Annotated in this window: 19 protein-coding genes; 5 read left to right on the top strand and 14 right to left on the bottom strand. The window is 57.3% G+C overall.

Translation table 11 applies throughout. The annotated features are described in order from the left end of the window. The first annotated feature begins 91 nt into the window (after nt 1–91). Nucleotides 92–1,072 carry a Gfo/Idh/MocA family protein gene (locus KXG62_RS10505; protein WP_218091906.1) on the top strand — a complete coding sequence of 327 codons (981 nt, stop codon included), beginning with the start codon at nt 92–94 and terminating at the stop codon, nt 1,070–1,072. A gap of 142 nt (nt 1,073–1,214) precedes the next feature. On the opposite strand, the gene KXG62_RS10510 is transcribed toward KXG62_RS10505, so the two are convergent. From KXG62_RS10510 to KXG62_RS10525, 4 genes are all read right to left on the bottom strand, one after another. Continuing rightward, complete coding sequence (locus KXG62_RS10510; RefSeq protein ID WP_218091907.1) at nt 1,215–3,434, bottom strand: ABC transporter ATP-binding protein; 2,220 nt, start codon at nt 3,432–3,434, stop codon at nt 1,215–1,217. 37 nt (nt 3,435–3,471) lie between these two features. Beyond that, complete coding sequence (locus tag KXG62_RS10515) at nt 3,472–4,074, bottom strand: DUF1854 domain-containing protein (RefSeq protein WP_218091908.1); 603 nt, start codon at nt 4,072–4,074, stop codon at nt 3,472–3,474. Beyond that, nucleotides 4,071–6,371 carry an ABC transporter ATP-binding protein gene (locus KXG62_RS10520; protein WP_218091909.1) on the bottom strand — a complete coding sequence of 767 codons (2,301 nt, stop codon included), beginning with the start codon at nt 6,369–6,371 and terminating at the stop codon, nt 4,071–4,073. The genes KXG62_RS10515 and KXG62_RS10520 overlap by 4 nt, the downstream gene beginning before the upstream one ends. 381 nt (nt 6,372–6,752) lie before the next feature. Next, nucleotides 6,753–7,772, bottom strand: coding sequence for a glycoside hydrolase family protein (locus KXG62_RS10525; RefSeq protein WP_218091910.1), 1,020 nt, complete (start codon nt 7,770–7,772; stop codon nt 6,753–6,755). Between the two features lie 156 nt (nt 7,773–7,928). Here KXG62_RS10525 and KXG62_RS10530 point away from each other — a divergent pair, with 156 nt between their 5' ends. Next, nucleotides 7,929–9,257 (top strand): alginate lyase family protein, encoded by a 1,329-nt coding sequence (locus KXG62_RS10530; RefSeq protein ID WP_218091911.1) that lies wholly within the window; start codon nt 7,929–7,931, stop codon nt 9,255–9,257. A gap of 9 nt (nt 9,258–9,266) precedes the next feature. On the opposite strand, the gene KXG62_RS10535 is transcribed toward KXG62_RS10530, so the two are convergent. The 4 genes from KXG62_RS10535 to KXG62_RS10550 all read right to left on the bottom strand — a co-directional run bounded on the left by KXG62_RS10535 (nt 9,267) and on the right by KXG62_RS10550 (nt 16,696). Further along, nucleotides 9,267–10,538: an endo-alpha-N-acetylgalactosaminidase family protein gene (locus tag KXG62_RS10535; RefSeq protein WP_218091912.1), complete on the bottom strand. Its 1,272-nt coding sequence runs from the start codon at nt 10,536–10,538 to the stop codon at nt 9,267–9,269. Nucleotides 10,539–10,611: 73 nt separating this feature from the next. Further along, a complete protein-coding gene (locus KXG62_RS10540; protein ID WP_218091913.1) occupies nt 10,612–12,816 on the bottom strand; it encodes a glycosyl hydrolase family 95 catalytic domain-containing protein in 2,205 nt (734 codons plus the stop codon). An 18-nt stretch (nt 12,817–12,834) separates the two neighbouring features. Then, nucleotides 12,835–13,689 (bottom strand): helix-turn-helix domain-containing protein, encoded by an 855-nt coding sequence (locus tag KXG62_RS10545; protein ID WP_218091914.1) that lies wholly within the window; start codon nt 13,687–13,689, stop codon nt 12,835–12,837. A gap of 316 nt (nt 13,690–14,005) precedes the next feature. Further along, the gene (locus tag KXG62_RS10550; protein ID WP_218091915.1) at nt 14,006–16,696 is read right to left on the bottom strand and encodes an alpha-L-rhamnosidase; all 2,691 of its coding nucleotides are present in this window, start codon (nt 16,694–16,696) and stop codon (nt 14,006–14,008) included. A 124-nt stretch (nt 16,697–16,820) separates the two neighbouring features. Between KXG62_RS10550 and KXG62_RS10555 the strand changes: the two genes are divergently transcribed. Together KXG62_RS10555 and KXG62_RS10560 are read left to right on the top strand one after the other, a co-directional pair. After that, nucleotides 16,821–17,693, top strand: a complete 873-nt coding sequence (locus KXG62_RS10555) for an AraC family transcriptional regulator (RefSeq protein ID WP_218091916.1) — start codon at nt 16,821–16,823, stop codon at nt 17,691–17,693. Nucleotides 17,694–17,927: 234 nt separating this feature from the next. Continuing rightward, nucleotides 17,928–18,863: an alpha-amylase family protein gene (locus KXG62_RS10560; RefSeq protein ID WP_218091917.1), complete on the top strand. Its 936-nt coding sequence runs from the start codon at nt 17,928–17,930 to the stop codon at nt 18,861–18,863. Between the two features lie 537 nt (nt 18,864–19,400). Here the strand turns inward: KXG62_RS10560 and rpmG are convergent. The 6 genes from rpmG to KXG62_RS10590 form a co-directional block, all read right to left on the bottom strand. Next, entirely contained in the window at nt 19,401–19,550 is a 150-nt protein-coding gene (gene rpmG, locus KXG62_RS10565) for a 50S ribosomal protein L33 (RefSeq protein WP_218091918.1), read from the bottom strand. Between the two features lie 42 nt (nt 19,551–19,592). Further along, a complete protein-coding gene (locus tag KXG62_RS10570; protein WP_218091919.1) occupies nt 19,593–20,804 on the bottom strand; it encodes a GTP-binding protein in 1,212 nt (403 codons plus the stop codon). Nucleotides 20,805–21,173: 369 nt separating this feature from the next. After that, nucleotides 21,174–21,353: a hypothetical protein gene (locus tag KXG62_RS10575; protein ID WP_218091920.1), complete on the bottom strand. Its 180-nt coding sequence runs from the start codon at nt 21,351–21,353 to the stop codon at nt 21,174–21,176. A 257-nt stretch (nt 21,354–21,610) separates the two neighbouring features. Continuing rightward, nucleotides 21,611–21,931 (bottom strand): thioredoxin family protein, encoded by a 321-nt coding sequence (locus KXG62_RS10580; RefSeq protein ID WP_218091921.1) that lies wholly within the window; start codon nt 21,929–21,931, stop codon nt 21,611–21,613. Further along, entirely contained in the window at nt 21,918–22,307 is a 390-nt protein-coding gene (locus tag KXG62_RS10585; RefSeq protein ID WP_218091922.1) for a MerR family transcriptional regulator, read from the bottom strand. Before KXG62_RS10585 ends, KXG62_RS10580 begins: the two co-directional genes overlap by 14 nt. A 129-nt stretch (nt 22,308–22,436) precedes the next feature. Next, nucleotides 22,437–23,174: a Cof-type HAD-IIB family hydrolase gene (locus KXG62_RS10590; protein ID WP_246627386.1), complete on the bottom strand. Its 738-nt coding sequence runs from the start codon at nt 23,172–23,174 to the stop codon at nt 22,437–22,439. A gap of 214 nt (nt 23,175–23,388) precedes the next feature. Here KXG62_RS10590 and KXG62_RS10595 point away from each other — a divergent pair, with 214 nt between their 5' ends. Beyond that, nucleotides 23,389–23,643 carry a hypothetical protein gene (locus KXG62_RS10595; protein ID WP_218091923.1) on the top strand — a complete coding sequence of 85 codons (255 nt, stop codon included), beginning with the start codon at nt 23,389–23,391 and terminating at the stop codon, nt 23,641–23,643. Nucleotides 23,644–23,756 lie beyond the last annotated feature (113 nt).

A 23,756-nucleotide genomic window follows, 5' to 3' on the forward strand; every position in this document is an offset into this window, starting at 1 on the left:
ATACAAGCAAAATGATAGATTTACCCGTTCACCGCTGCCTATTACTGGTATAATGTGGTTATGCGTTAATCATGGCGGGAGGATGATCGAGATGAAGGAAATCAGATGGGGGATTATCGGATGCGGAAACGTAACGGAGGTGAAAAGCGGCCCCGCTTTCCAGAAGGCCGAGGGCTCGCAGCTTGTCGCCGTCATGCGCCGGGACGGACGTCTGGCGGAAGATTACGCCAAGCGGCACGGCGTACCGAAGTGGTATGACCGGGCGGAGGCGCTGATCGCCGATCCCGAGGTCGACGCCGTGTATGTGGCTACGCCGCCGGCGTTCCACAAGCAATATGCGATCGATGCAGCCAAAGCCGGCAAACCGGTATACGTAGAGAAGCCGATGGCGATGAACGCCGCCGAATGCGAGGACATGATCGCAGCGTGCCGCGAGGCGGGCGTTCCGCTCTTCATCGCGTATTACCGGCGCGCGCTGCCGAGATTCCTCAAGGTGAAGCAGTGGCTCGACGACGGCGCGATCGGAGAGGTCCGCTCGGTCATTACGACGCATCTGGCAAAGCCGAGCGCCCAGGACTTGACCGGAGCCTCCACCGCGTGGCGGATTAAGCCGGAGCTGTCCGGCGGCGGCTATTTCTACGATCTGGCCAGCCATACGCTGGATGTGCTCGATTACTTGCTCGGCCCGATCGTTCAAGCACAGGGCACGGCCTCGAATCAAGCCGGACTGTATGAGGCGGAAGATATCGTGACCGGCAGCTATGCGTTCGCTTCCGGCGCGCACGGAATGGGAACCTGGTGCTTCTCGGCGGGCTCCCGCATGGACCGCAACGAAATCGTCGGCAGCCAGGGCCGGATCGTCTTCTCGACCTTCGGGGAGACGCCGCTGCGCCTCATCCGCGATCAGGGCGAGGAGGAATGCGCGATCGAGAATCCGGCCCATATTCAGCAGCCGCTCATTCAGTCGATTGTTAACGAGCTGCTCGGCCAAGGCCGCTGCCCGAGCACCGGCGATACGGCCATGCGCACCAGCCGCGTCATGGACGCCTTGGCAGGCGGCAGCACCTTGTAAATAGCCAGACGGAGCGGCCAGGCTCGAGCTTCGTCCGCTCCCAATGAAAAAAGCTGCCGGGATGAAGTGCCCCCATCGCTTGACATAACCTACGATGGGCGGAGCAGTTCGAATCCCGGCAGCTTTTTTTACTGTCTACAGCTTAACCAACGACTTCCGCTTGCCCGGCTTTCGGTTTGGCCATGCCGCGCTGCGCCGTTACAAGCTTGTAATAAATCCCTTTCCGCTCCATAAGCTCCTGATGGCTTCCGATTTCCGCCAGCCGCCCTTTATCCAGCACGACCAGCCTGTCGGCGTTGCGCAGCGTCGTAAGACGGTGGGCGATGGCGAGCGTCGTCCGGTTGCGGGTTACCCGCTTCAGTGCCTCCTGAATCGCCGTCTCCGTCTCGATATCGAGCGAAGCCGTCGCTTCGTCCAGAATGAGAATGCGCGGATTGTTCAGCACCGCTCTGGCGATGGCCAGCCGCTGCCGCTCGCCGCCGGAAATGTTGTTCCCGTTCTCTTCCAGCTTCGTATCGTAGCCGTCCGCGCATCGGATAATGAAGTCGTGGGCGTTCGCGATCTTCGCAGCCTCGATGATCTCCTCCAGCGTCGCGTCCGGCTTGGAGTAACGGATATTGTCGGCGATCGTCCCGTTGAACAGAAACGTCTCCTGCAGCACGACGCCGATTTGCGACCGCAGTTCATCCTGCTTAATATCCCGGATATCGATGCCGTCGATCTGGATGCTCCCTTCCGTTACGTCGTACAAGCGCGATACGAGATTGGTCAGCGTCGATTTCCCCGAACCGGAATGGCCGACGAGCCCGATCATCTCACCCTGCTTCACATCGAAATCGATTTTTTTGAGCACCGGTTCATACGACTTGTAGCCGAACGTGACATCGCGGAACGATATTGCGCCTTGAATCGCATGATTCCTGGATTGCTGCTTATCGTACACCTCCGGCTGCTCATCGATGACGGAAAAGACGCGGTCGATGGAAATGACGGCGTTAGCCACCCATCTCGGCATGAACATGAGCCACGCGATCGGCCCGAATATCATTGAAGCGTACATCGTAAACTGGACGAGCTCCCCCAGCGTCATTTGTTTGCCGATGATCAGGTTGCATCCGATCAGAAGCACGAAATATTGCCCCATTTGGATCAAATAGTTCGTAACCGGCGATAAAATGCTGAACAGCTTCTCGCTCTTGATCGAAGCGTCGGCAAAACTACGGTTGTATTGAATAAACCGTCTGATTTCCCGCTCCTCCTTGCCGAATGCCTTCACGACGCGAATCCCGCTCAGCACATCGTGCAAAAACGAGCTTGCTTTGTCATACACGCGCCATTGCAGGTGGAACAGCTTCCACAGCACATGCTTCCATATGTACACGTGCAAATAGGCAACGATCGGGGCCGGTAGCAGGACGACGCAGGCAAGGCGCCAATCCGCATGAAACAGCAGGCTCGCCGCAGACACAAGCACGATCATTTGAAAAATCGCGGTCGTGCACAGCTCCTGAATAAGCTGGCGAATGCGCTCCGTATCCGACGAGATACGGTTCATCATGTCACCGGCGCGCTGCGACGTCAAAAATCCGAGCGACAGCTGCTGCAGCTTGTCGTACACCATTTGGCGCAAATCGGCCGCGATGGACGAGCTGACGCCAGCCATAATCCGGCCTCTGGCGATGCCGAGCAGCTCGCCGAACAGCAGAACGGACAGCATGCCGCCGAGCGCGAAGAAGAACATATCCACGCTGGGACTTTGCCCTTCCGGCGGCTGCAGCGCCGAGTTGACCATCACCTTCTGGAAATACGGACCGATCAGCGCAAGGCCGGCAGAGACGAGCAGCACGGCCACGCCGAGCCCCAGCTTAGGCCAATGCGCCTTGGAGACAGCCACCAGCCGCTTCAAAGCCGCCGCCTTGTTCATGCATTTCGGACACACGCGCGTACCCGAAATATACGGGCCGCCGCACTTGGGACAGATCGCCTCCTCTTCGTTGTTGTAAATTTTCACCGGGCTGTTCTCGGCTTTATCGTTCAATATTTTGGCGATGTAGCCGTAGCGGGCGGCATGCTGCATCGTCGCTCTGGCGACGATCCGCTTCGATCCGTTCTCCGTCGCTTCCAGCACGGCATTGCCGATGAGCGGGATGACCTTGTACTCGCGCGCCTCCCCGATCATACCGCTGTCCACCGTCTCGCCCTGCTCGATACAAGCCCATTTGTCGCGTCCGACGACCAAATAGCCCTGCGTTCTCCAGCCGCCCAGCGTCAGATCGGCTGGCACGCAGTATTCGACAGGCTCTCCGACGGCCTGCCGGGCCGCTAGCAAATCGCGCTCGGCAAGCGTATATTGTAAGTTCATCGAAACCTCCGCTTTCTTCCGTGTACTGGCCTGCCCTCTACATGCACATCTCGACCATACGGTATTCCTTGTCGCTCAGCTTTTCCAGGTCGGGAATGACAAACCGGTTGCCGTCCACATCCGTAATCAGCAGCCGGCTCTCCGTGACCAGCTTCGCGTTGCTCCCCCCGCTTCTTACCGTAAACCGGCATAGGCCCGAGGTTGTTTCCGTTTCCCAATAGGAGTAACCGAATTCGTCCTTGATCTTGATCACCTTCGTAATTTCCGGTGCGAAATACCGGATCCGCACCTGCTCCTCCAGCAGCTCGGCTGCGTCCGGCGGAAATTCGTCCAGCGACCGGATCATGCCAATCTCCTTATTCTCGAACGTCCGGATGGACAAATATATACGTTTGTTCGTATGGGGAAACGAACAGTGCACATAGACCGAATCAGTCTGCACGCCGTCGACCGTCACATTCAGCATACGCCCCTTCGTAACGGCGAAGCTTGCGTTCTCCGGCGTCAAATAGCGGATTTGGGCCGCGCCCGCAAGGTCCGACGCTTCGTTATCCCCTCCACCATCTCCGCGCTTCGCAGCTCCTTCCGGCAGCGATTGCTTCTCTGGGGCATTTTCCGTTTCCGAGACCACCGTCGTCATGCGATGATTCCCTCCTTCATTTTGAGCGCTTCGTCGTGTTTTTTCACGAGCTTGCAGTATTCGCCTTCCCTGCTCATCAGCTCGTCATGCGTCCCCGCCTCGATCACTTTCCCCTGGTCCATGACCACGAGATAGTCGGCATTGCGAAGCGTAGACAGCCGGTGCGCGATGGCGATCGTCGTTCGTCCCTTGATGAGCGAATCGAGCGCGTCTTGAATTTGCAACTCCGTCTCCGTATCCAGCGAAGCGGTCGCCTCGTCGAGAATCAATATTTTCGGATTATGCAGAATCGCCCTTGCGATCGACAGCCGCTGCTTCTCACCGCCGGATAAATTATGGCCGCCCGTCCCGACGATCGTGTCGTAGCCGTCCGGGAGCTTCTCGATGTAATCGTGGGCGTTGGCGATCTTGGCCGCGTAAATAATGTCGTCGATCGTGCAGTCGGGATTGGCGTAGGCGATATTTTCGGCTATACTGCCGGAAAAAACGTACACATCCTGAGATACGATGCCGATATTTTTCCGCAGCGTCGCCGTCGTCAAATCTTTGACGTTGATGCCGTCGATGCGGATCTCGCCTTCGGTCACGTCATACAAGCGGGAGATCAGATTGACGAGCGTCGATTTCCCCGCACCCGAATGACCCACAACGCCGATCATTTGACCCGGCATCGCCTCCATGGATACGCCCTTCAGTATCGCCTTGTTCGGCTCGTAGCCGAAGACGACGTTCGATACGCAAATTTCGCCTCGGAGCGTCTCCAGGTGCACCGCGTCGGCTTTCTCCGCCACATCCGGCACTGCATCCTGTATTTCGAATATACGCTGCGCGGCCGACATGCAGCGCGACCACCAGTTGACGATATTGTTCATGAACTGGATCGGGCCGTACAGCATGTGCATGTAGCCGACAAACGTCATCACCTGTCCGAACGAAAATTGACCCTTCATGACCATCCACCCACCGAAAGCCCAGATCAGCAGCCCGCCCGTTTGGGTCAGCAGGTTCAGCACCGGGAATACGGTGCCGCCCAGTTTGTTCACCGTCTGCTCCGATTCGGAGAACGAGACGTTCGCTTTGTGAAACCGCGCGATTTCGTCCTGCTCCTTGCCGAACGACTTGACGACCCGCGTCCCGCGCATCGTGTCGCTGATGATGGAATTGAGCGCCACGACCTTCCTGTGCCTTCGCCAGGAAAGCCGCCACAAGCGCGGGAATACGTTCCGGACGATAAAGAAGACGAGCGGCATCGGCAGGAAACAGAGCAGCGTCAGCTTCCAATCCATGACGAGCAGGATGGCCGTGATGCCGATAATGTTCATCGCGTTCACAATAAAATAGGACATGCCGTCGACGAAAAAATATTGCAGTTCCGTCGCATCGTTGTTCACCCGCGTCATCAGCTGTCCCGTCTGCTTTCGTTGAAAAAAGTGAAGCGACAGCCGCTGCATCGCGGAAAATACGCTTGTCTTCAAGTCGAAGGATACGTTGGCCGCCAGCTTCGCGATCATAACCCCGAACAGCACGCCGAACAACAACGACAGCGTACGGAATGCAATGATGAGCAAGATGACGAGCCCGATCTGACCGGCAAACGATCCTTTTCCGCCGAGCGCCTGATCGAACAGCACAGTTCCTTGCAAGTACGGGATGACCAGCCCGGTCGCCGAGTTGAGCAGCATGAACAATACGATGAAAAAGATCGACGTTTTGTAAGTGCCCGAGAACGAAAGCAGCCGGAGGAAAATGGCATGCTTCTTGAGACACTTCGGGCATATTTGCCGCCCTTTCTCCGGGTAGATCATGCCGCACTTGGGACAGGATGCAGTTTCCTGCGATTCGTCCAGCTCTTGCGGATCCAGCGCTTCGCGGTTCTTCAGCTTCTTGAACGCGGATGCCAGCTTCGCCGCCCGTGCCATATGGCCGTTCGTAAAAGCCGCAACGGTCCGCTCGCCCTTCTTCTCCTTGATCACGATCATCCCGGAAGCGACTAGATTAACAACCGAGACCGCTTCCAGATCACTAAGCAGGATCGTCTCCTTCGACCACGGCCCCTCCGGAGCCGGGGAGACAGGCTTTTGCTCCTTTTTCGGCACGAAGAAGCCTCTGTAATTTTTCTCCTGCGACGGCAGCTGTCCGCTGGACACAATGACGAGCGCTTCCGGCTCGAGCAGCACATACGTGTCCATGAAGCCGCCGTCCATGCTCCGATCGCAAACCATCCAGTAGAGCAGCCTTTCCGGATCAAGTCCGTTTTGCCGCACTACCGCTTCCACTTCCGTTGGCAACGTTTTCATTTTCGCTCCATTTAGTAAGAAATTGGGATTTTTCCTTGCCCATTACCAATAATAATGATTAACTCGATATCTGAAAAGGTAAAGAATGATTGAAAAAACGGAAGAAAACCGCAAATTGCTCTGATTCCCCTTCGAATGCCCCGTAATTGCAACCGTTTTGCCAATCGTCGTAACGGACCTCAGCCGGCGAGCAAATTGGAATCCCGTCCCATCTTTAATATCCCACTCACAGTATATAGGAACATTCGTTCTCGCACAAGACGGAAAATGAACCGATTCCATATGCGGCGCAAGTCTCACATTCCAAAAAATGGAAAGAGAGAAAGATGACGTGTTTCGTCTTCTTTCTCTCTTTAATTATACGAATAACGCGAATGTACGTTAAGTTTCCTTCAGCGGAAACACCATGTTCCATGTGTTTTTGGCGTCGGAAAATCCTTTCGTTCCGTCCGACACGGCAGCGAATAAATGCGTCGGCTCGCCGTCTTCACCGAACAGCAGGAACGGTCTTTCCATATTGCCGAGCGTGGTCGTCGTGCCGTCGTCCCACGCAATGCTGCGGGAATAAGCGTGCGGCTCCTCCGATACGTCCCACTTCAGCCCGTCCGCGGAACGGGCGTGAATTCCGCCGTATTTCTCTCCGCAAATGTTGCCGTCCATGTCTTTGGCGATCATCTCATAGCCGTTCTTCGTCCGCCAGATGAATGGGTCTTCCAGATGGAACCGCTCCGGCGGGAATACGGGCTCCTCCTGGAGCACCCGGTACGGTCCCAAATAATGGTCGGCCGCCGCAGCGCCGATCGTCATTTGCCCATGCACATTGTCTTCGTATTTGCGCGCCTTGTAGATGAGCAGCACCGAACCGTCCTCGGCCACGCTAGGCGCCGGATTCGACGTAAGGAAGCTGTCGAAACAACCGGGGCGGGTCGACAGGACCGGCGCATCAAGGCGCGTCCAAGGCCCGAATACGCTCGGAGCGGTGGCGACGCCGATCCGCTTGTTCGCCCGGGCGACGATGGTCACCGGGTCGTGCAATCCTTGGAAACTCTTCGGGTCCGGGTCGGGCAGCGGGTGTGTGGAACCCATATAGAACAGGACATACGTCCCGTTATGTTTCGTAATATGCGGATTATGCGTACTGCGCCCGTCCCAGTATTCGGCGCCCCGGGCCGGCAGCACCACTTCCTGAAAAGCGTACGGCCCCTCCGGCGTATCCGAAACGGCCCTTACGATTTCCGAAGCGAACAGCCACCCCGGGTGCATCGGGTAATGCTTGGGCCAACGGGAGGCGAACATATGGTACTTTCCGTCTTCTCCGCGAACGACCGAGCCGCACCATACCCAGTAGCCTTCCATGCGGAATCCGCCATTCTTCGGGGCGGGTTGTATGTTCCATTTCATCTGATAACAACTCTCCTGTTCCATCGTTTCTTGGATTCTCGCAGCAATCAACATATGAGGATACGACAAGGAAACAACGATTTAAGCTATGTTCTCTTCCATCCGGCAAGTCTATAATCAAACTATATCAAAGAATTGCAAACGGAGGAACCGCCTTTGAATCTGCATGCCAAAGCATACTTCATTATTCAATCGGCGCTGCTCGCAGCCGCTCTGTCCGGCTGCAGCGGCGGCACGAAGCAAGCCGGAACGCCGGCAGCGTCGCCTCCTGCGTCGGAAACGGCCAAGCCGGAGTCTCCCCCGCAGCCGGCTGCCATATCGGCAGCCCCGCCGGCCACGTATGTGATGAACGGCGCCGTGCTGAGCGTCATTCGCGCCAAGGTCGCTGCCGGCCAGTCAGCCGAGTACAAAGCCGCGCTGGACCAGCTCAAACGAGAGGCGGATGCAGCGCTGAAAGCGGGGCCTTTTACCGTGACCGCCAAAACATCCGTGCCGCCAAGCGGCGACAAGCACGATTATATGAGTATGGCTCCGTATTGGTGGCCGGACCCTTCCAAAGCGGACGGCAGGCCGTATATCCAGAAGGACGGGCAAACGAACCCGGAGCGCGACAGCGACAAGTACGATGCCGTCCGCTTCGGCAAAATGGCCGGAACGGTCGAAACGCTCGCGCTCGCTTATTATTTGACCGGACAGGAGCCGTACGCCGTCCAGGCTGGCAAGCTGCTGCGCGCCTGGTTCCTCGACGCCGCCACGAAGATGAATCCGAATATGAACTTCGGGCAGAGCGTACCAGGCCGGGCCGACGGACGCAAGGAGGGCGTGCTCGATTCGCGGCATTTCCTGACAACATCCGATGCCGCCGCCTTGCTGGAAGGCTCGACCGGCTGGTCGAAGCAGGACGCCGAAGGCTACCGCGGCTGGTTATCCCAATACGTCAAGTGGCTTAAGGAAAACCCGCTCGCCCTGCAGGAGAAAAAAACGGCCAACAACCACAGCACATGGTATGACGCCATCTTGACAGGGCTCATGCTGCACAGCGGCGACCGCGAAGGCGCCGCCGCCTACTTGAAGGAATCGGTCCCGAAACGCATTGCCTCGCAAATCGACAAGGACGGCGGGCAGCCGGAAGAGATGAAGCGGACGCGTTCGTTTCACTACCCGGTGTTCAATCTGGAGGCATTCTCGATGCTCGCGCTTTATGGTCAGAAGACCGGCTTCGATCTGTGGAAGTACGAGACGGCCGACGGCAAAAGCATTAAGAAGGCTTTCGATTATCTTGTTCCTTATTTCAACGGCAAGCCTTGGCCCCATGCGCAAATCAAAGCGGAGAACGAGGCTGATTTCGCCGCCTATCTGCGCGAAGCCGCCATCATCTACGGCGACCGCAGCATGGCCGAGGCGGCGGACAAAACGCTCGGCTCGGCCAAAGCGAGCTCCCGCGTCAACCTGATTGCGCCCCAGCCGCCGAAGGCCGCGCCCTAACCGCCATGGTTAGGGCTTTACGCCTTGCGGCACGATCGAGAAGGCTTCGCCTTTGCCGAGCGTCAAGGTTACGGTGCGCTGCCGCACCGGTATGGGCGGCCCGAACGGAGTCAATCCGTCGATGCCGATCCGATACGCTTCGACCGCCCCCTCTTCCGGCCAGTCCGGCGGCAGCTCCCATTCCAGCCCGCTGTATCCCTCTTCGCTGAATGCGATCATTTCCGGATGGCTGCGCTCCAGCCACAGCGCCGGTACGAATACATCGCCGCCCCGCCGCAGCCATCTTCCCGCCTGGCGAATCCAGAGCCGATCGCCCTCCTTTCCGCTTGTCACCCCATTCGAGAAGGTGACCTCACCGTCTTTATCCTGCAATCGCTCCAGCCGGTTAAGGAAATACCACGGCAGCGCCGTCGTGCAAAATTGCTGTAAAAAACCCTTCAGCTTCTCCGGGTCTTTCTTGATCAAGCCTTGTCCGAGCATGCTGACCCCAAAACGTGCATCCCCGCCTTCTCCGCCGACATAGACCGATGCCGGTACCTGCATCGGATCAAGCTGGCCGAAATGCCAAGCGAACGGCTGCAGGCCGATCAGCGGGTCTTTCCGGTACCGGCCGTCGAATTCGGATGTGACATCCACGCCCTTGTCCATCCAATAGCGGATGATGCTGCGCTGCGTCTCGATCTCCTCGTCCGTCGTAATGCCGTGATATGGGCTGATCGCCTCTTCCCCGAAGCCGGGTATATATTGATGGAACGCGTCGATATGAATCGTACCGGCGCGGGCGAGCGGCAGCATATCGGTCAGACGGTCAATCCGCCGCTGCGCGAAGCCTGCGCTCCACTCCCTTGTATAGCTGATCGGATAGCCCCACTTGTATTTACGCAGGCTGCCGTCGGGGTTTCTGGCGAGCAAATCCCGATTCACGTATTCATCCCACATGGGGCTGTCTTCCTGCGCATCGAGCATGTTGATATGCAGGCTGACCGCGGTGCGGTATTGGAACGCTTCAGACATCAGCCACTTCAGGCTGTCCAGGGCGGTGGCATCCTCCTCGCGCCGAATACGCGGGTTGACGACATCCATCGCCGGATACCCTGTATCGTGGCCGTCATACTGCCAGCCGACCAAGTAGATGATTTTCGGTATTCCGCGCGTCAGCCGGTCCAGCCTGCGTATGACCTCCAGCGCCTGCTCGCAGGTCAGCCGCAGCTGGCCGCCTTTTTCGCACATCGTCATTTTCATCGTCAGCGTCTGATGGTAGCGGTGTTGAAAAGACAGCATCGGCGGTACGCCTTCTTTCCTATATTATTGAACGGATATATTCATCGGCTAAACTCATCGACTCATTCCCGTGTCAGCGGTTCGGCAGCCCGTACAGCTTCCACGGCTTATGCCCTCCGAAATAACCGCACAGATGCGGCTCGGCCGGCAGCGGCTGCACGACACATTCCGGCGGCGAAGCGTCCTCCGGGTACAATACAGCCTCTTCGCCCCTCTGCAGCTCGATCGTAATCCAGCCGCTGCCGTCCTTCCGGCAAGCGTCCGGCTTGCTGCACGCAACCGGCGCGTCCGGCGCCCAGTCCGTTCGAAGATGGCAAGGCTCTCCGGCCAAGCTGCGGACCCGAATCCACACCGTCCGGCCCCGCTCCCGTCTCGCGCTGACGGCAAAGCCGCCCTCGGCCCGCAAATCGTGGAAGACGGCATCCTTCCACTCCGAAGGCACAGCAGGGAACACGCGAATGCCCTCGCCCCAGCTTTGCAGCAGCAGGTCGTGTATCGACTCCGCGCCGGCCAGCGGCGATTCGATGACCGGTCCCGCTTCCTTGTACATCGTATTGGGCTTGAACAAATGCAGCATCGTGCGAATGTATTGCAGCGCTTCGTCCCCGAGGCCGATCGCAGCGGCTACGGAAGCGGCACTCGTAAAGCTGAAGCCGCGAAGATCGCCTTCTCGCCCGATCCAATGCCGCAGCGTACGAAGAATGAGCGCCCGCTCTTCGTCCGTCTCCCCGCTGACGAGATGGAGCGGGAACACGGCCTGCAGATGGCTGAAGTGGCGATGACCGAATTCGAGCCGCTGCCCTCGTCCCAGAAGAAAGCCTTCTTCCGGATCAGTCGGCAGCGGGGTCAAGCGATCCAGCACATCCTGCCATTTCGGACGGAGCTCGTCCTCCGCTTCCAGTCGATCGCACAGGAGAAGAAGTGTGCGGCAGCCCCAGGCCAAGAGCGCCAAATCGTAATGGCAGTCGGGCACGGTCAGCTGCTTGAAGGAGCCGTACTCCGGCGATACGGACGGCGGCAGGTGGAGCTTGCCGTCTTCGCCCTCCTCCAAGATATGCAGATAAAAGTTCACGCTCCGGCGCAGCAGCGGATACAGCAGCTCGCGAAGCATTTCCTCATCCATCGTATGACGGTAATGCCGCCACAAGTTGTGGCACACCCACGTCAGGTTGCCGGTTTCGTCGCTTACTTTGGCCCGCAGATCGTAGCTGCTGCTTCGCCCAAGCCCAGCGGAATTATGACGGTACGCTTCAGGCACGTTGCCGATCAGATTCGGCATCTGCTCCCGGAACCCCCGCACCAGCGATTCGCCGATCGACAGCCGCCCGGAAGTATATACCGGCGAATAGCTCATCTGCACGTTCATATTGAACCAGACGCCCGCCCAAGGCGTCGGCGCGAGCCATGGCCCTTGATTGTCGATGATGTTCCCATTCGCGCGGGTGGCCGAAGCCAGCTTATACATCTGGATCCAGTAAAATCCTTCAAGCCTCGTATCCGGCAAGGAAACGAAGCTTTGCGGGTAGTAGGCATGCCACCAGGCGCGGTGGGCTTGGACAAGCTCCGGCCAGGACAGCGACGCAGCCGCCGTCAAATCTTCTCGCGCCTGCTGCAGCTCCGCCTCGCCCGTCCCGTTTCTTACGGTAAGCAGCAGCCTGCGGCGCAGCGGCGACTCGGATACGTCCTTCCATGCCGTGACGCAGCCTTCACCGTTCGGATACCGCTGCACGCCGAAGCATACGCCTTCCGCCTCCCACTTCTCGACGGCCGTCTCGGGAATGTACTGGTTCAAGTTGAATCCATCCGCATTTTTCAGCACCGGATCGACTTCGGGGTTTGCATACCAGCGCAGCGCGGCATCGGTTTCCTCCTCCGTCACCATAAGCTCCACGCAAAGCACCGGCCTCGTGCTGTGTACAAAAGCGCGGAGCGACGCTTGGCCGACCGTCGTCGTCATGTCCGCGCGAAGCTCCGCGTTCCACAGGTCCAGCCGCATCGTTGTCGGCTGGTACAGCTGGCCGGCAAGCTCCAGGTCGAGCTCCCCGATCGGCACACGCGGAGGAAATCCGCTGCCCGACGTTCTGCTCGCCGTCACGTCCGTATGCCCGAGAACGAAGCGGAGCACATTGCGCTTGGCGCGATGCTCCTCGGCATACACCATGGCGCCCAACTGCCCGTTGCCGAGAAAAGCGCCTTCATCCCATGTGACCGGCTTGACGACCCAAGTCATGTCGTGCCGTCCCAAAAACGAGCTCCAGTCGATGTTATCCGTTATCATAGCGACTCCTTGATCTGATTATGACGTTTTGACGCCGTATTTCCGCTTGCGGTACTGCGACGGAGATTCCCCCTGGCGTTCGTGAAACAGCCTTGAAAAATATGACGTTGTCAGTCCGACGCTTTCGCTGATTTCGGTCACCGTCATATTCGTCTGCTCCAAAAATTCCTTCGCCTTCAGCAGGCGAATTTCCTGCAAATATTGAATCGGACTCATACCGATGCGCTGGTTGAACATCTTGATAATATAATGCGGGTGAAACCCGAACTGCTTGGCCATAGCGCCAAGCGTCACTTTATCCGAGTAATGCTTGCGAATATAGTCCGCCATCGGAAACGAAACGCGCTGCTTCTTCTCCTTCTGCTCAGTCGTCACGTCCCGTTCCGCCGCTTCGCCGCCCCAGGCGGTATGGGCGAGCGACAATAGCGTCGCCTTCATCCCCGAGTCGATCCGGTAGCACGTGAGCGGGTGCGGGCCGTCCTGTTCCTGCTGGGCGACGCGCATCCAATGCTCCAGGGCGTTCAAATCGGCGGAGCCGCATGTTCCTGTAACCGGAATGCCGCGGATGATCGACTCCAGCTCCCTGTCCTGCAATGTGAAACTGCAAGCCATGACCGAGCCGTCAACCGGCAGCGCGATATGGTAGGGTAACGGGTTGCCGGGCAGCGCCAGGAAGTAGCAGCCCGCAAGAAGCGGCTGCAGCTTGCCGCCGTATGCCACGGTGCCCTTCCCTTTGTGGGCGACGATCAACAACATTTCCCCGTCGCAGGGAGCGACTTCACACGCTCCGGGGCCTTCCAGCTTGCCGATCCAACCGGCTCGCAGCTGCGCATCTCTGAACACATTGGTTTCGTGAAAACGAATGCCTCTCATCCGTGCGACCCCCTGTTATCGAATAGTCTCCATACCGGTGATTGAAAACGTGTTCCGCCCGACATCTGCTCACCCGATGACGTGCAGCCGCTTGATTTCGTTCCGGTTCGGCGCCTGATGGCACACATAGTCCTCTATCCATCTTATCCGGTTTCGTCGCGAACGTAATTGCGTTTTTTTATGATCACATGTCGTTTTTTTGCTATAGGCTGCCGGGATCGCCGCCACGAGACGAGCCTCGGCTAACGACGCAGCATGCTTTGCTATGTGAATTAAAAAATGCCCCCGGACCAAAAGGTCCGGGAGCTTGCCGTCGTTATCCGACGATAGGATATGCGAATGTATACGTCCCCGATCCGAGCGACAGACGCACATGGCCTTCTGCCTGCTCTCGGGAAAGGATGCCTTCTGCGGCTGCCAGCTCGCGGCCGCTCTCCTGCACGTCCGCAAGGAGCGCTTGGGGCAGTTCCACCGAAGCGGTCGTATTCGGCGGCACCGTGATCTCCACCGACAGCCGTCCGTCCGGCTGTTTACTCCAGCCCGATGCAGCCGTCCCGTACATCGTGTTCAGCGTGGCGCGTACCCATTCGAATCCTTCGCCGGTCTGCGGGCGAATCTGAAGATGCTTGTAACCGGGCGTTTCGCGATCCGTGTCGAGGCCGGCCAGCACCTGGTACATCCAGTCGCCGATCGAACCGTAAGCGTAATGGTTGTACGAATTCATCGCCGTACTCCAGAAGGAGCCGTCCGGCTTGATGCCGTCCCAATGCTCCCACATCGTCGTCGCGCCTTTGAGCACCGAATAGAGCCACGAAGGATATTCCTTCTGCAGCACGAGCTTGACCGCCGTCTCATGATAGCCGTTCTGCGAAAGCGCGTGACACAAGTACGGGGTGCCTACGAAGCCGGTCGTCAACCGGTCTTTGTTTTGCCGGACCATGGCGGCAAGCGTACCGGCGACGCGGCGCTTCACATCGCCTTCCACAAGGCCGAACATAAGTGCGAGCACATACGCCGTCTGGGTCGGAGCGGCCAACCGTCCCGCAGGCGTAACGAATTCACGGTTGAACGCCTCGACAATGCGGCGGTACAGCAGCCGGTACTGCTCCGCATCGTCGGTATGGCCAATAATTTCAGCCGTCTTCGCAAGCAGCTCGGTCGAGTAGGCGTAAAACGCGGTGGCGATGTAGTCGTTCGGCGTGGCTCCACGGTAGCTGCCCTCTTTGGCATCCAGACCGAGCCAATCCCCGTAGTGAAAGCCCGTATTGCGTAAATACTCGTTATCGCCCTGACGACGCATATATTCAACCCAGGCTTTCATGCTGTCGTACTGTTCCTCCAGTATGCGCGTATCGCCATAGCATAAATATACGGTCCACGGGCAGATGACGGCGGCGTCGCCCCATGCCGCCGAGCTGTGTGTATGCTCGGGAGGAAGCGCATCCGGTATGACGTGCGGCACCGCTCCGTCCGCTTGCTGGTCGGCCTTCAAGTCCCGAAGCCATTTTGTGAAAAACGACGCAACATTCATATTGAATGCCGCCGTCCGGATGAACACCTGCGCATCGCCGGTCCAGCCCAGCCGTTCGTCCCGCTGCGGGCAATCGGTCGGGATGTCGAGGAAGTTGCCTTTTTGCCCCCACAGAATGTTATGCTGCAGCTGATTGATCAGCGGGTCCGAGCATTCGAATGATCCGGTGCGCTCCATATCGGTATGAATCACTCTGGCCGTGAAGCAGCTCAGGTCCGGCTCGCCGTTCCAGCCTTCCACCTTCACGTAACGGAAGCCCTGGAACGTGAAGTGCGGCTCGTACGTCTCCGCTCCGCCGCCCTTGCAAATATATTCGATCCGCTGCTTGGCGGAACGTAAATTGGCGGTGTAGAAGTTGCCTTCCTTGTCGAGCACTTCCGCGTGCTCCAGCACGATCCGGCGGCCCGCGTCCGCATGGATCGTGAACCGGACCCAGCCGACCAAATTTTGCCCCATATCGATCACCGTCTCGCCCTTCGGCGTGCGAATGAGCGCGATCGGCTGAATATCCTCCACCACCCGTGTCGGATCGTTCTCCTGGGCAATCAAGTGCTCTTTCGGCAGATCCAGCGCTTCCGCCGGCTCCCAGCGGGTGACGTCGTAACCCGGCGCATTCCAGCCGGTCATTTCCATCGTCGCGTCATACTGTTCTCCGTGATACAGCTCCGCCATCCGAATCGGTCCGGCCGACGATACGCGCCACGACCGGTCCGTAGACCACACCTGCTCGGTTCCGTCCTCATACTTCACATGCAGCTGCATCAGCAAAGCGCGCCGGTCGCCGTACAGATTCCGCGCGCCCTTCCAGGCCAAGTTGCCTTTGTACCAGCCGTCGGCCAGTGCGGCTCCGACAACATTGTCCCCTTCCGCGAGCAGACCGGTAACGTCGTACGTCTGATACTGCAGCCGCTTATTGTAGCTTGTCCATCCCGGCGTGAACAGATCGTCGCTGACGCGGCGGCCGTTCACATACGCCGTGTACAATCCGAGAGCGGTCGCATACAGGCGGGCGGAACGAACTTTCCTTGCGGGGGTGAAGGTCGTTCTGACATAGTCGGCCGGCTGCTCCGGTGACTTGTCCTCCTCATTCTCCGCCGTTTGGCGGGAAGCAGAAATCCATTCCGCCGTCCATGCGGACGGATCCATCAGCCCGGTTTCCCAATAGGCCGGCGCGCTCCATTCTGAGCCGATCCCCTGATCGTCCCACACGCGCACCCGGTAATAGTAACGGGTACGCGGCTCCAGCTCCGCTCCTTCGTATGCGACATGAACGGACCGATCGGACTGTACTGCTCCCGTGTCCCACGCAAGCGTGCTGAAGTCCGGATCTTCTTTGGACACCTGGATCCGGTATGCGCTTTGATTCGTGTTTCTCCGTCTCGCTTCGATATGCCAGCCGAACCTCGGCGCGCGCACATCCAGACCGAGCGGATTGCTCTTGTACTCGCATTTCAATCGAACGACTTGCAGTTCCATACTTCGTATCACCTCAGGCTACAATTTCCTTCATTGTATTATGAATGTCCGCGAAATTTACAGGTTGTTCCCGACATTTATATAGGCCTATAATGACATTACAACGACAAGGAGCGCATATGACATGACGATACGAAAAAGCACGCGAACATTAAAGGGCAAGTCGTATTTCGAGCCGGATTTTCCGGTATTTGTCAATCGCGCCGTCGAATCGTTCTCGCTGCTCGAGCACGGCCACGATTTCATGGAGCTCTGTTACGTGGCCGAAGGCGGCGGTTATCAGTACATCGGCGAGCAGACGCTGCCGGTCAGGCAGGGCGACTGGTTTTTTATCCCGGTCGGCGTATCCCATGTCTTTCGCCCTGCGCATGCCGATGCCCGGAGCCGGCTGATCGTCTACAACTGTATCTTCGCGCCGGAGATGCTGGATCGGATCGCCGAGAGCCAGGCGGGCTTTGTCCCCGATGAAGGACTGTCCGTGTTCCGGCGTCTCCGGCAGGAGCGGCGCTGGCTTCACGCCAGAGAGCAAAGCGGCGAAATCCACGCGCTGATGAGCCGTCTGCTTATGGAATATTCCCTCCGTAAGGAAGCGCGCCGCACCATGATTGTGACCTGCATTACCCAGCTGCTCGTCGCGTTCGCCAGAGCCGTCTATGCGGAGGAACTGGAGGAAGCGGCGGCCGGGGAGACACCTATCGACGAAGTGCTGTCCTGGCTTGAGCATCACGCGGAAACGCCGCCTCTACTGGAGGAAGCGGCCGCACAACTGAACGTAGGCGCGAGGCAGTTTCAGCGGCTGTTCCTGAGAGCGACCGGACAAACCTATTCCGACTACATGCAGACCCTCCGGGTGCAGCGCTGCTGCGAGCTGCTCCGGTCGACCGACTGGAAGGTGCATGCCGTAGCCGAACGTGCGGGCTTCAAGGATATGAAGCATTTCTATGCGCTGTTCAAAAGAAAAACGGGAATGACGCCCCGGGAATTCCGGCATAGCTGAACTCCGCCGGTTTCGCGGATGAATGGTCGCGCTAAGGGCATGGTCGCCCATTGCAGGAAAAAGAAAGGCGCGGCGGCTTGCAGTCCTCACCGCCTAATCCCGCCGACGGCGCTGGAAACGTTATCCATCATTTTGAACATTACCGGCCGCCCCACTCATTTCCTGATTTTACCTCGAAGCATGTAGGTGGACGCATGTTGTCCGAACGACAACTTGGACAGAAGGAGAAGATCAGTGAACAAGAATCAAACGGAAAAAAGAGCCTGGCGGCGGCTCGGGGCGATGGTGCTGGCGCTCGTCGTCGCGGGACAAGCGCTGGCATGCTCCCCGCTTCCCGGCATAGGCGGATCGCCTGCCATTGCGGCAGCGGAGGAGCAGCAGTCGGTCGTCAGCACATGGATGTGGAATCCGTACGTCATCGCGGACAAAGGAAATACGCTGCGTCAGTTGACGGAGAAAGGCGTCAATCGTCTGTATTTGTTCATCGACCCGGATTTCTCGGCAACGTATTACAAGGAATTCATCAGTGAAGCGCATGCCCGTGGGATAAAGGTGCACGCGCTGAATGGCGCGCCCGGCTGGGTGCTCCCCGAACACAACGACAAAATGTACGATTTCATCTATTGGGTGAAGCAGTACAATGTGGGCGCCCGGGCGGAAGAACAGTTCGACGGCATCCATCTGGATGTGGAGCCGTACGTGATGCCGCAGTGGAAGCAGCAGTCGGATGCGATGATCGGCTTGTGGACCGACACGGTGAGCGGATTTGTGCAGGAAGTGAAGAGTGACACCGACCTGACCGTCGGCATCGACATGCCGGTCTGGCTTGAAACCTACCGCGTACGCGACGGCTATGGCGGCATGACGACGCTCTCGGACCGGCTCATGCGCATGGTCGAGCAGGTGACGCTGATGGCATACATCGACAACGCCAAAGACATTATCGATTCGGTTCAGAACGAGCTCGCCGAAGCGGATCGGGCCGGCGTTCCCGTATTGATCGCGGTGGATACCGTAGACAGCGGGGAGCCGGGCGGCAGCTTCCATGCGAAAGGAACTGCGTCCATGAGCGCGGAGCTCGGCAAAGTACATGAAGCGTTCGCCGGCCATGCTTCCTACAAGGGCACGGCCGTTCACGAATGGGACAGCTGGCTGCAGATCGGGAGATAGCTTCAGGTCCCGTCATCATCTTGCAAGCGCCATTAGTCGCGGTAAGCCTCCAAAAAAAAGAGATTGGCAGAGCGCCTGTAAGCAGACGCTCCTCCAATCTCTGGCACTTCTTGAGCACCTTAAGTTCATAAGAAATCAACCAAGTCTATTCAACTCTAGCACGTTTTGGTATAACAGACTTGGGTTGGAAAGTATCACCTCCAGAGCGGTGGGGATGCGAATGCAATTTTCGTTAACGGAAATGATTATGCTCGGCATGTTCTTGCCGGCCTTGCTCACTTACTTGCACAAACGAAAATAATCCGCCCAGGTTAGCGCCACGGTGCGGATTACTTTCTCTGATTGCTTAGGAGGTTTCCCGCCCAAGGTATTGTGCAGGGAGTCGGACGGCCATCCGGCTCTTTTTTCTATCCTAAATCATATCATGACTGTTTTATTCATACAATTTAGCTTTCACTTTATCCGCCAATATTTCTCATCACTATTGACGCTTAAACGACCTCTTCTGCGTCAAGCCGCAGACTGCACCACCTATGCTTATCTCGTCTCCCGGTGCAGCGTATATTTGTTCAGCCGCGGGCAAAATTTGCGCAGCTCCAGCCGGCCGGGGTTCGTCTTCTTGTTCTTGGTCGTCGTATAATTGCGGTCCCCGCATTCCGTGCACGCCAAAGTTGCGATCACACGCATCGCTGTCCCTCCTTCCCATTCGCGGTTTCCATTCGAAACGATTCAGGCAAACAGTTCCTGCTGCTCAAGATTCGCATTCGGCAGCTCATCCTGCAGTCCGCTCCAATCCCCGCTCATCTCTTCTTCGGTCAGCAGACACCGGTCGAGCGATTCGGCGATAAGCTGCGGCTTCAGGTCGATGCCGATGAATACGATCTGATTGGTTCGGTCCCCGAATACCGGATGCCAACGGGCGGCCAGCTCGGGATCGTCCTGTATGAGCTGCGTCCTCTCGGCCTCGGGTAACGCCGCCGTCCATAGACCGGCCGGTCCGAAGCGGATCGACGGTCCCGCTTGACTTAAGCTTTGCGCCATCTCATTTCTCGATGCGAGCCATACCAGCCCTTTCGCCCGCACGATTTCCTCCGGCCATGCCTCCATCCACAAGGTCAGCCGTTCCGTATGAAACGGTCTCTGCCGCTCGTAGACGAAGGAAGAGATCCCATACTCGTCGGTTTCCGGCGTATGATGCTCTTGATTCAACTCCTGAATCCATCCGGCCGAAGCGCTCGCTTCTTCAAAATTGAAAGCGCCCGTATTCAAAATCAGGTGCGGATCGATTTTCCCGAATTCGGCGCGAACCAGTTTGGCTCTCGGCTGCAGCGTGCGAAGCACCTGCTCCAGCTCGCGAAGCTCCTCTTCTTCGACCTTATCGCACTTGTTCAAGACGAGAACGTCGCAAAACTCGATCTGGCTGATCAGCAAATCGACAACGTCTCGCGTGTCCTCCTCATGCGCCGCTTCCTGACGGTCAAGCAGGCTTTCGCCCGAAGCGTAGTCATGCCAGAACCGGTATGCATCCACGACGGTGACCATGCAATCGAGACGGCAAAACGCGGACAGGTCGATCCCCTGCTCCTCGTCCTTGTAGCTGAACGTCTGTGCAACCGGCAGCGGCTCTCCAACGCCGGTCGATTCGATCAATATGTAATCGAAACGATTTTCGCTCGCTAGCCGCTCCACTTCTTTGAGCAAATCCTCGCGAAGCGTGCAGCAAATGCAGCCGTTCGACATTTCCACCAGCTTCTCTTCCGTTCGGGAGAGACCACCGCCCGACCTTACGAGTTCGGCGTCGATGTTGATTTCGCTCAAATCGTTGACGATGACGGCGACTTTGAGCCCCTGACGGTTATGCAGTACATGATGAAGCAGCGTCGTTTTGCCGGCTCCCAAATAACCGCTCAAGACGGTAACGGGAAGTTTACTCGTGTTCATTACCATTTCCCCCAATACGTAATTCTTACGATTATAATTCATTTAAAAACCGAACTCTCGGTTCGGCCCCATCCCAATCCTTTATACGTAATTATTACTATTAACAATATACCGGCTCCCTTTGCCGTTGTCAAGCCATTGAATCATGCACGCCGTTGAAACCATAGCGATGTCTCTTCGCCGTTGGCCCCGTTTGTGCAGCGGGCCGGTCAAGGAACGCGCATAAGGTTCTATATTCTGCGCCTTTTTTTAGGCAGGCGTGCACAGCCTCATCTTCTTTCGGACGTACTGCGCCTGCTGGAAAAAAACGCAATCTGGGCAAGCCGCACGAAAAAACGCAGCTCCGGTAGGGGAAGCTGCGCTTCTTGCTTAATTGGCTGATATTTGCTGATACCGGTTATCTAGTTGATTGATTTGGGATGTCAGCCGCCGCAATGACGAATCGATTTCCTTGAATGATTGTCCCATTGCCGTAATTTCCCGGCCTGCGCGACTCATCTCCCGCAGCAGCCGGTCAATATCCGACTTGGTTATAGATGCCGCTTTCATTAAATCCCTCCTAATCGCTAACTTCATTGTAACGTATCGGTGCCGCTTCGAATGTTTCTTTCGTCTGCTACACTATTCGCAGGTAATGTTCATTTTGGGGAGGGAGACGTTCATTTTGTTCAGAAAATTCACAAGAGCTCCCTCTTTTCCGTAAATACAACTATTTCCTGACACCTCTTAAACGCAGCGGCGCGGACAAATGTTTCAGACCGCAAACAAAAATACTCCCCTGAGGGAGTATCGATTGAAGACCAAAATTATGTCGCCTTCACATATTTCGCAATGACGTTCTCATAAACGTTTTTCGGACGCAGGCCGACCAGCTTCTCCATCGGCTCCCCGTCGTGGAACAAGATGACGGTCGGCATGGACATCACGCCGTAGCTGGCGGCGCTTCCGGGCGAATCGTCGCAGTCGACCTTGGCAAAGGCCACCTGATCTCCCATGGTTCGCTCCAGCTCTTCCAGCATAGGCAGCAGCACGCGGCAAGGCGGGCAATGGACGGACCCGAAGTCGACGAGCGTTACCCCCTGTTTGCGAATGCCGTCGCCAAACGTACGGTCATCAAGTACGATCATGCGTTTTCTCCCCTTCCTGATTCGCTTGCCGTTCGCGCACAATGTACTGAATCCGTTCTTCCAGATTCGACTGAATGCGCTGCAGCAGCCGGATTTGTTCATTGATTTCCTCAAGCTTCTCCCGGTACACCGGCAGCACCTCTTCGCAAAACGCTTCTTCGTTTTTGATGACACAGTGCAGGAACGAAGCAATTTGCGCGGTGGACAAACCAAGGCTCAAATAAAACTGAATGGTGCGCACCTGCTCAACCGCAAGCGGGGAATATTCGCGGTATCCGTTATCTTCGCGGGAAGGCACAAGCAGATGCTGCTCCTCGTAATAGCGCAGCGAACGAATGCTTACGCCGGTCCGTTTCGAAAGCTCCCCGATTTTCATACATTGCGTCTCCTTCCGTCGGCAGCGTAGCCTCATTATAAACCATGACATTAATGTGAGGGTCAATACAAAAAAAGACCGTCTCACGCCGATCAAGGGGCGAAACGGTAATTTACTGCATCGTATGCGTTAAATATGCGCCTCAATAATACGCGCCACGCCGTCTTCGGCGTTCGTCAGCGCCACGACATCGGCGATCGCCTTCACCGACTCCTGAGCGTTCCCCATCGCCACGCCAAGGCCTGCCTCCCGGATCATCGGCACATCGTTCAGGCTGTCTCCGACCGCAATGACTTCGGACATCTGGATGCCGAGGATGCCGCATACTTCCCGCAGGCCGCTCGCTTTATTGATGCCCGGCGCGTTCAATTCGATGTTCGTGACTGCGGAATTGCTGATCTCAAACGCATTCCACGTTTCCAGCTCGCTGCGGATTTCTTGCAGCAGGCCGATATTTTTGCTGCTGAGGCCGAGCTGCAGCCAGCGGAGCGAATGCACGTCTTCCGGCAAATTCGTTTTGTTGACGCGCCCTTCCACAGTATGGGACCAAAAATTGACTTGATCGGCATAAGCGGGGAGAACTTCGGTCAATATCCGCGAAACGAGATGCGAGTCGAGAATATGCCGGGCCAGAAGCTTGTCCGGCAAGCTCCATACCTCGCTGCCGTTATTGATGACCAGCGGGGTGTCCAGCTGCAAATCCTGGGCGAAGGCGGACGCATCCGAAATCGGCCTGCCGGTCGCCAGCGTCACGCGAACGCCCGATTCGATGGCGCGCGCAATCCACAGCCGGTTTTGTTCCGAGATTTCCTTGTTCGGGTTAAGCAGCGTTCCGTCCATGTCCAGAGCAATCAGTTTATAAGTCACGTTTCATCCTCCGTTCCGATCCGCATCGGCTTGTTTTTATATGTATCTATTTCTCGAAGAAGGGGACTCCTCCCGCTTCCTGCTCTTACATATTGACAAAACAAGGCAGTTCAGTCAATCGTTTTCTTCGTCATACGGATCGGCGATTCGGGGAATAATCACAGCGACGCCGTTTCGGCGGTTTTTGGAACGTTGACCAGCGAGGTGTTCGCCGATGACTTTGATGTGCGAAGTATGTAACGGAATGGAATCGCTCTCGTACAGCTGCCCCACGTGCCTTCAACCGGCCGACGACCAAGGCAAGCTGAGCGATTATTACGGGCCTTACGCCCCTTACCGGGCGATCGACGATGGGATGGACAACCTCTCTGGCGACGTAATGCAGCGCCAGTGCGTTCATCTGGCATTCTGCCCGGCGTGCGCCGCTTCGTTCCCGGTTCCGGTCCCCGAAAAGCTGCAGGCGGAATAAACGCATGCCGAATCGAATGGGACCCTTCCTTCTTCCCGAGAATACAATCCAAATGAGCCCCGATCGCGTGAAGTGCGACCGGGGCTTTGTATGGATAACCGTATCCGCATGCC

It is taken from the genome of Paenibacillus solanacearum, assembly GCF_910593845.1.
In the GTDB taxonomy this organism is placed as follows: domain Bacteria; phylum Bacillota; class Bacilli; order Paenibacillales; family NBRC-103111; genus Paenibacillus_G; species Paenibacillus_G solanacearum.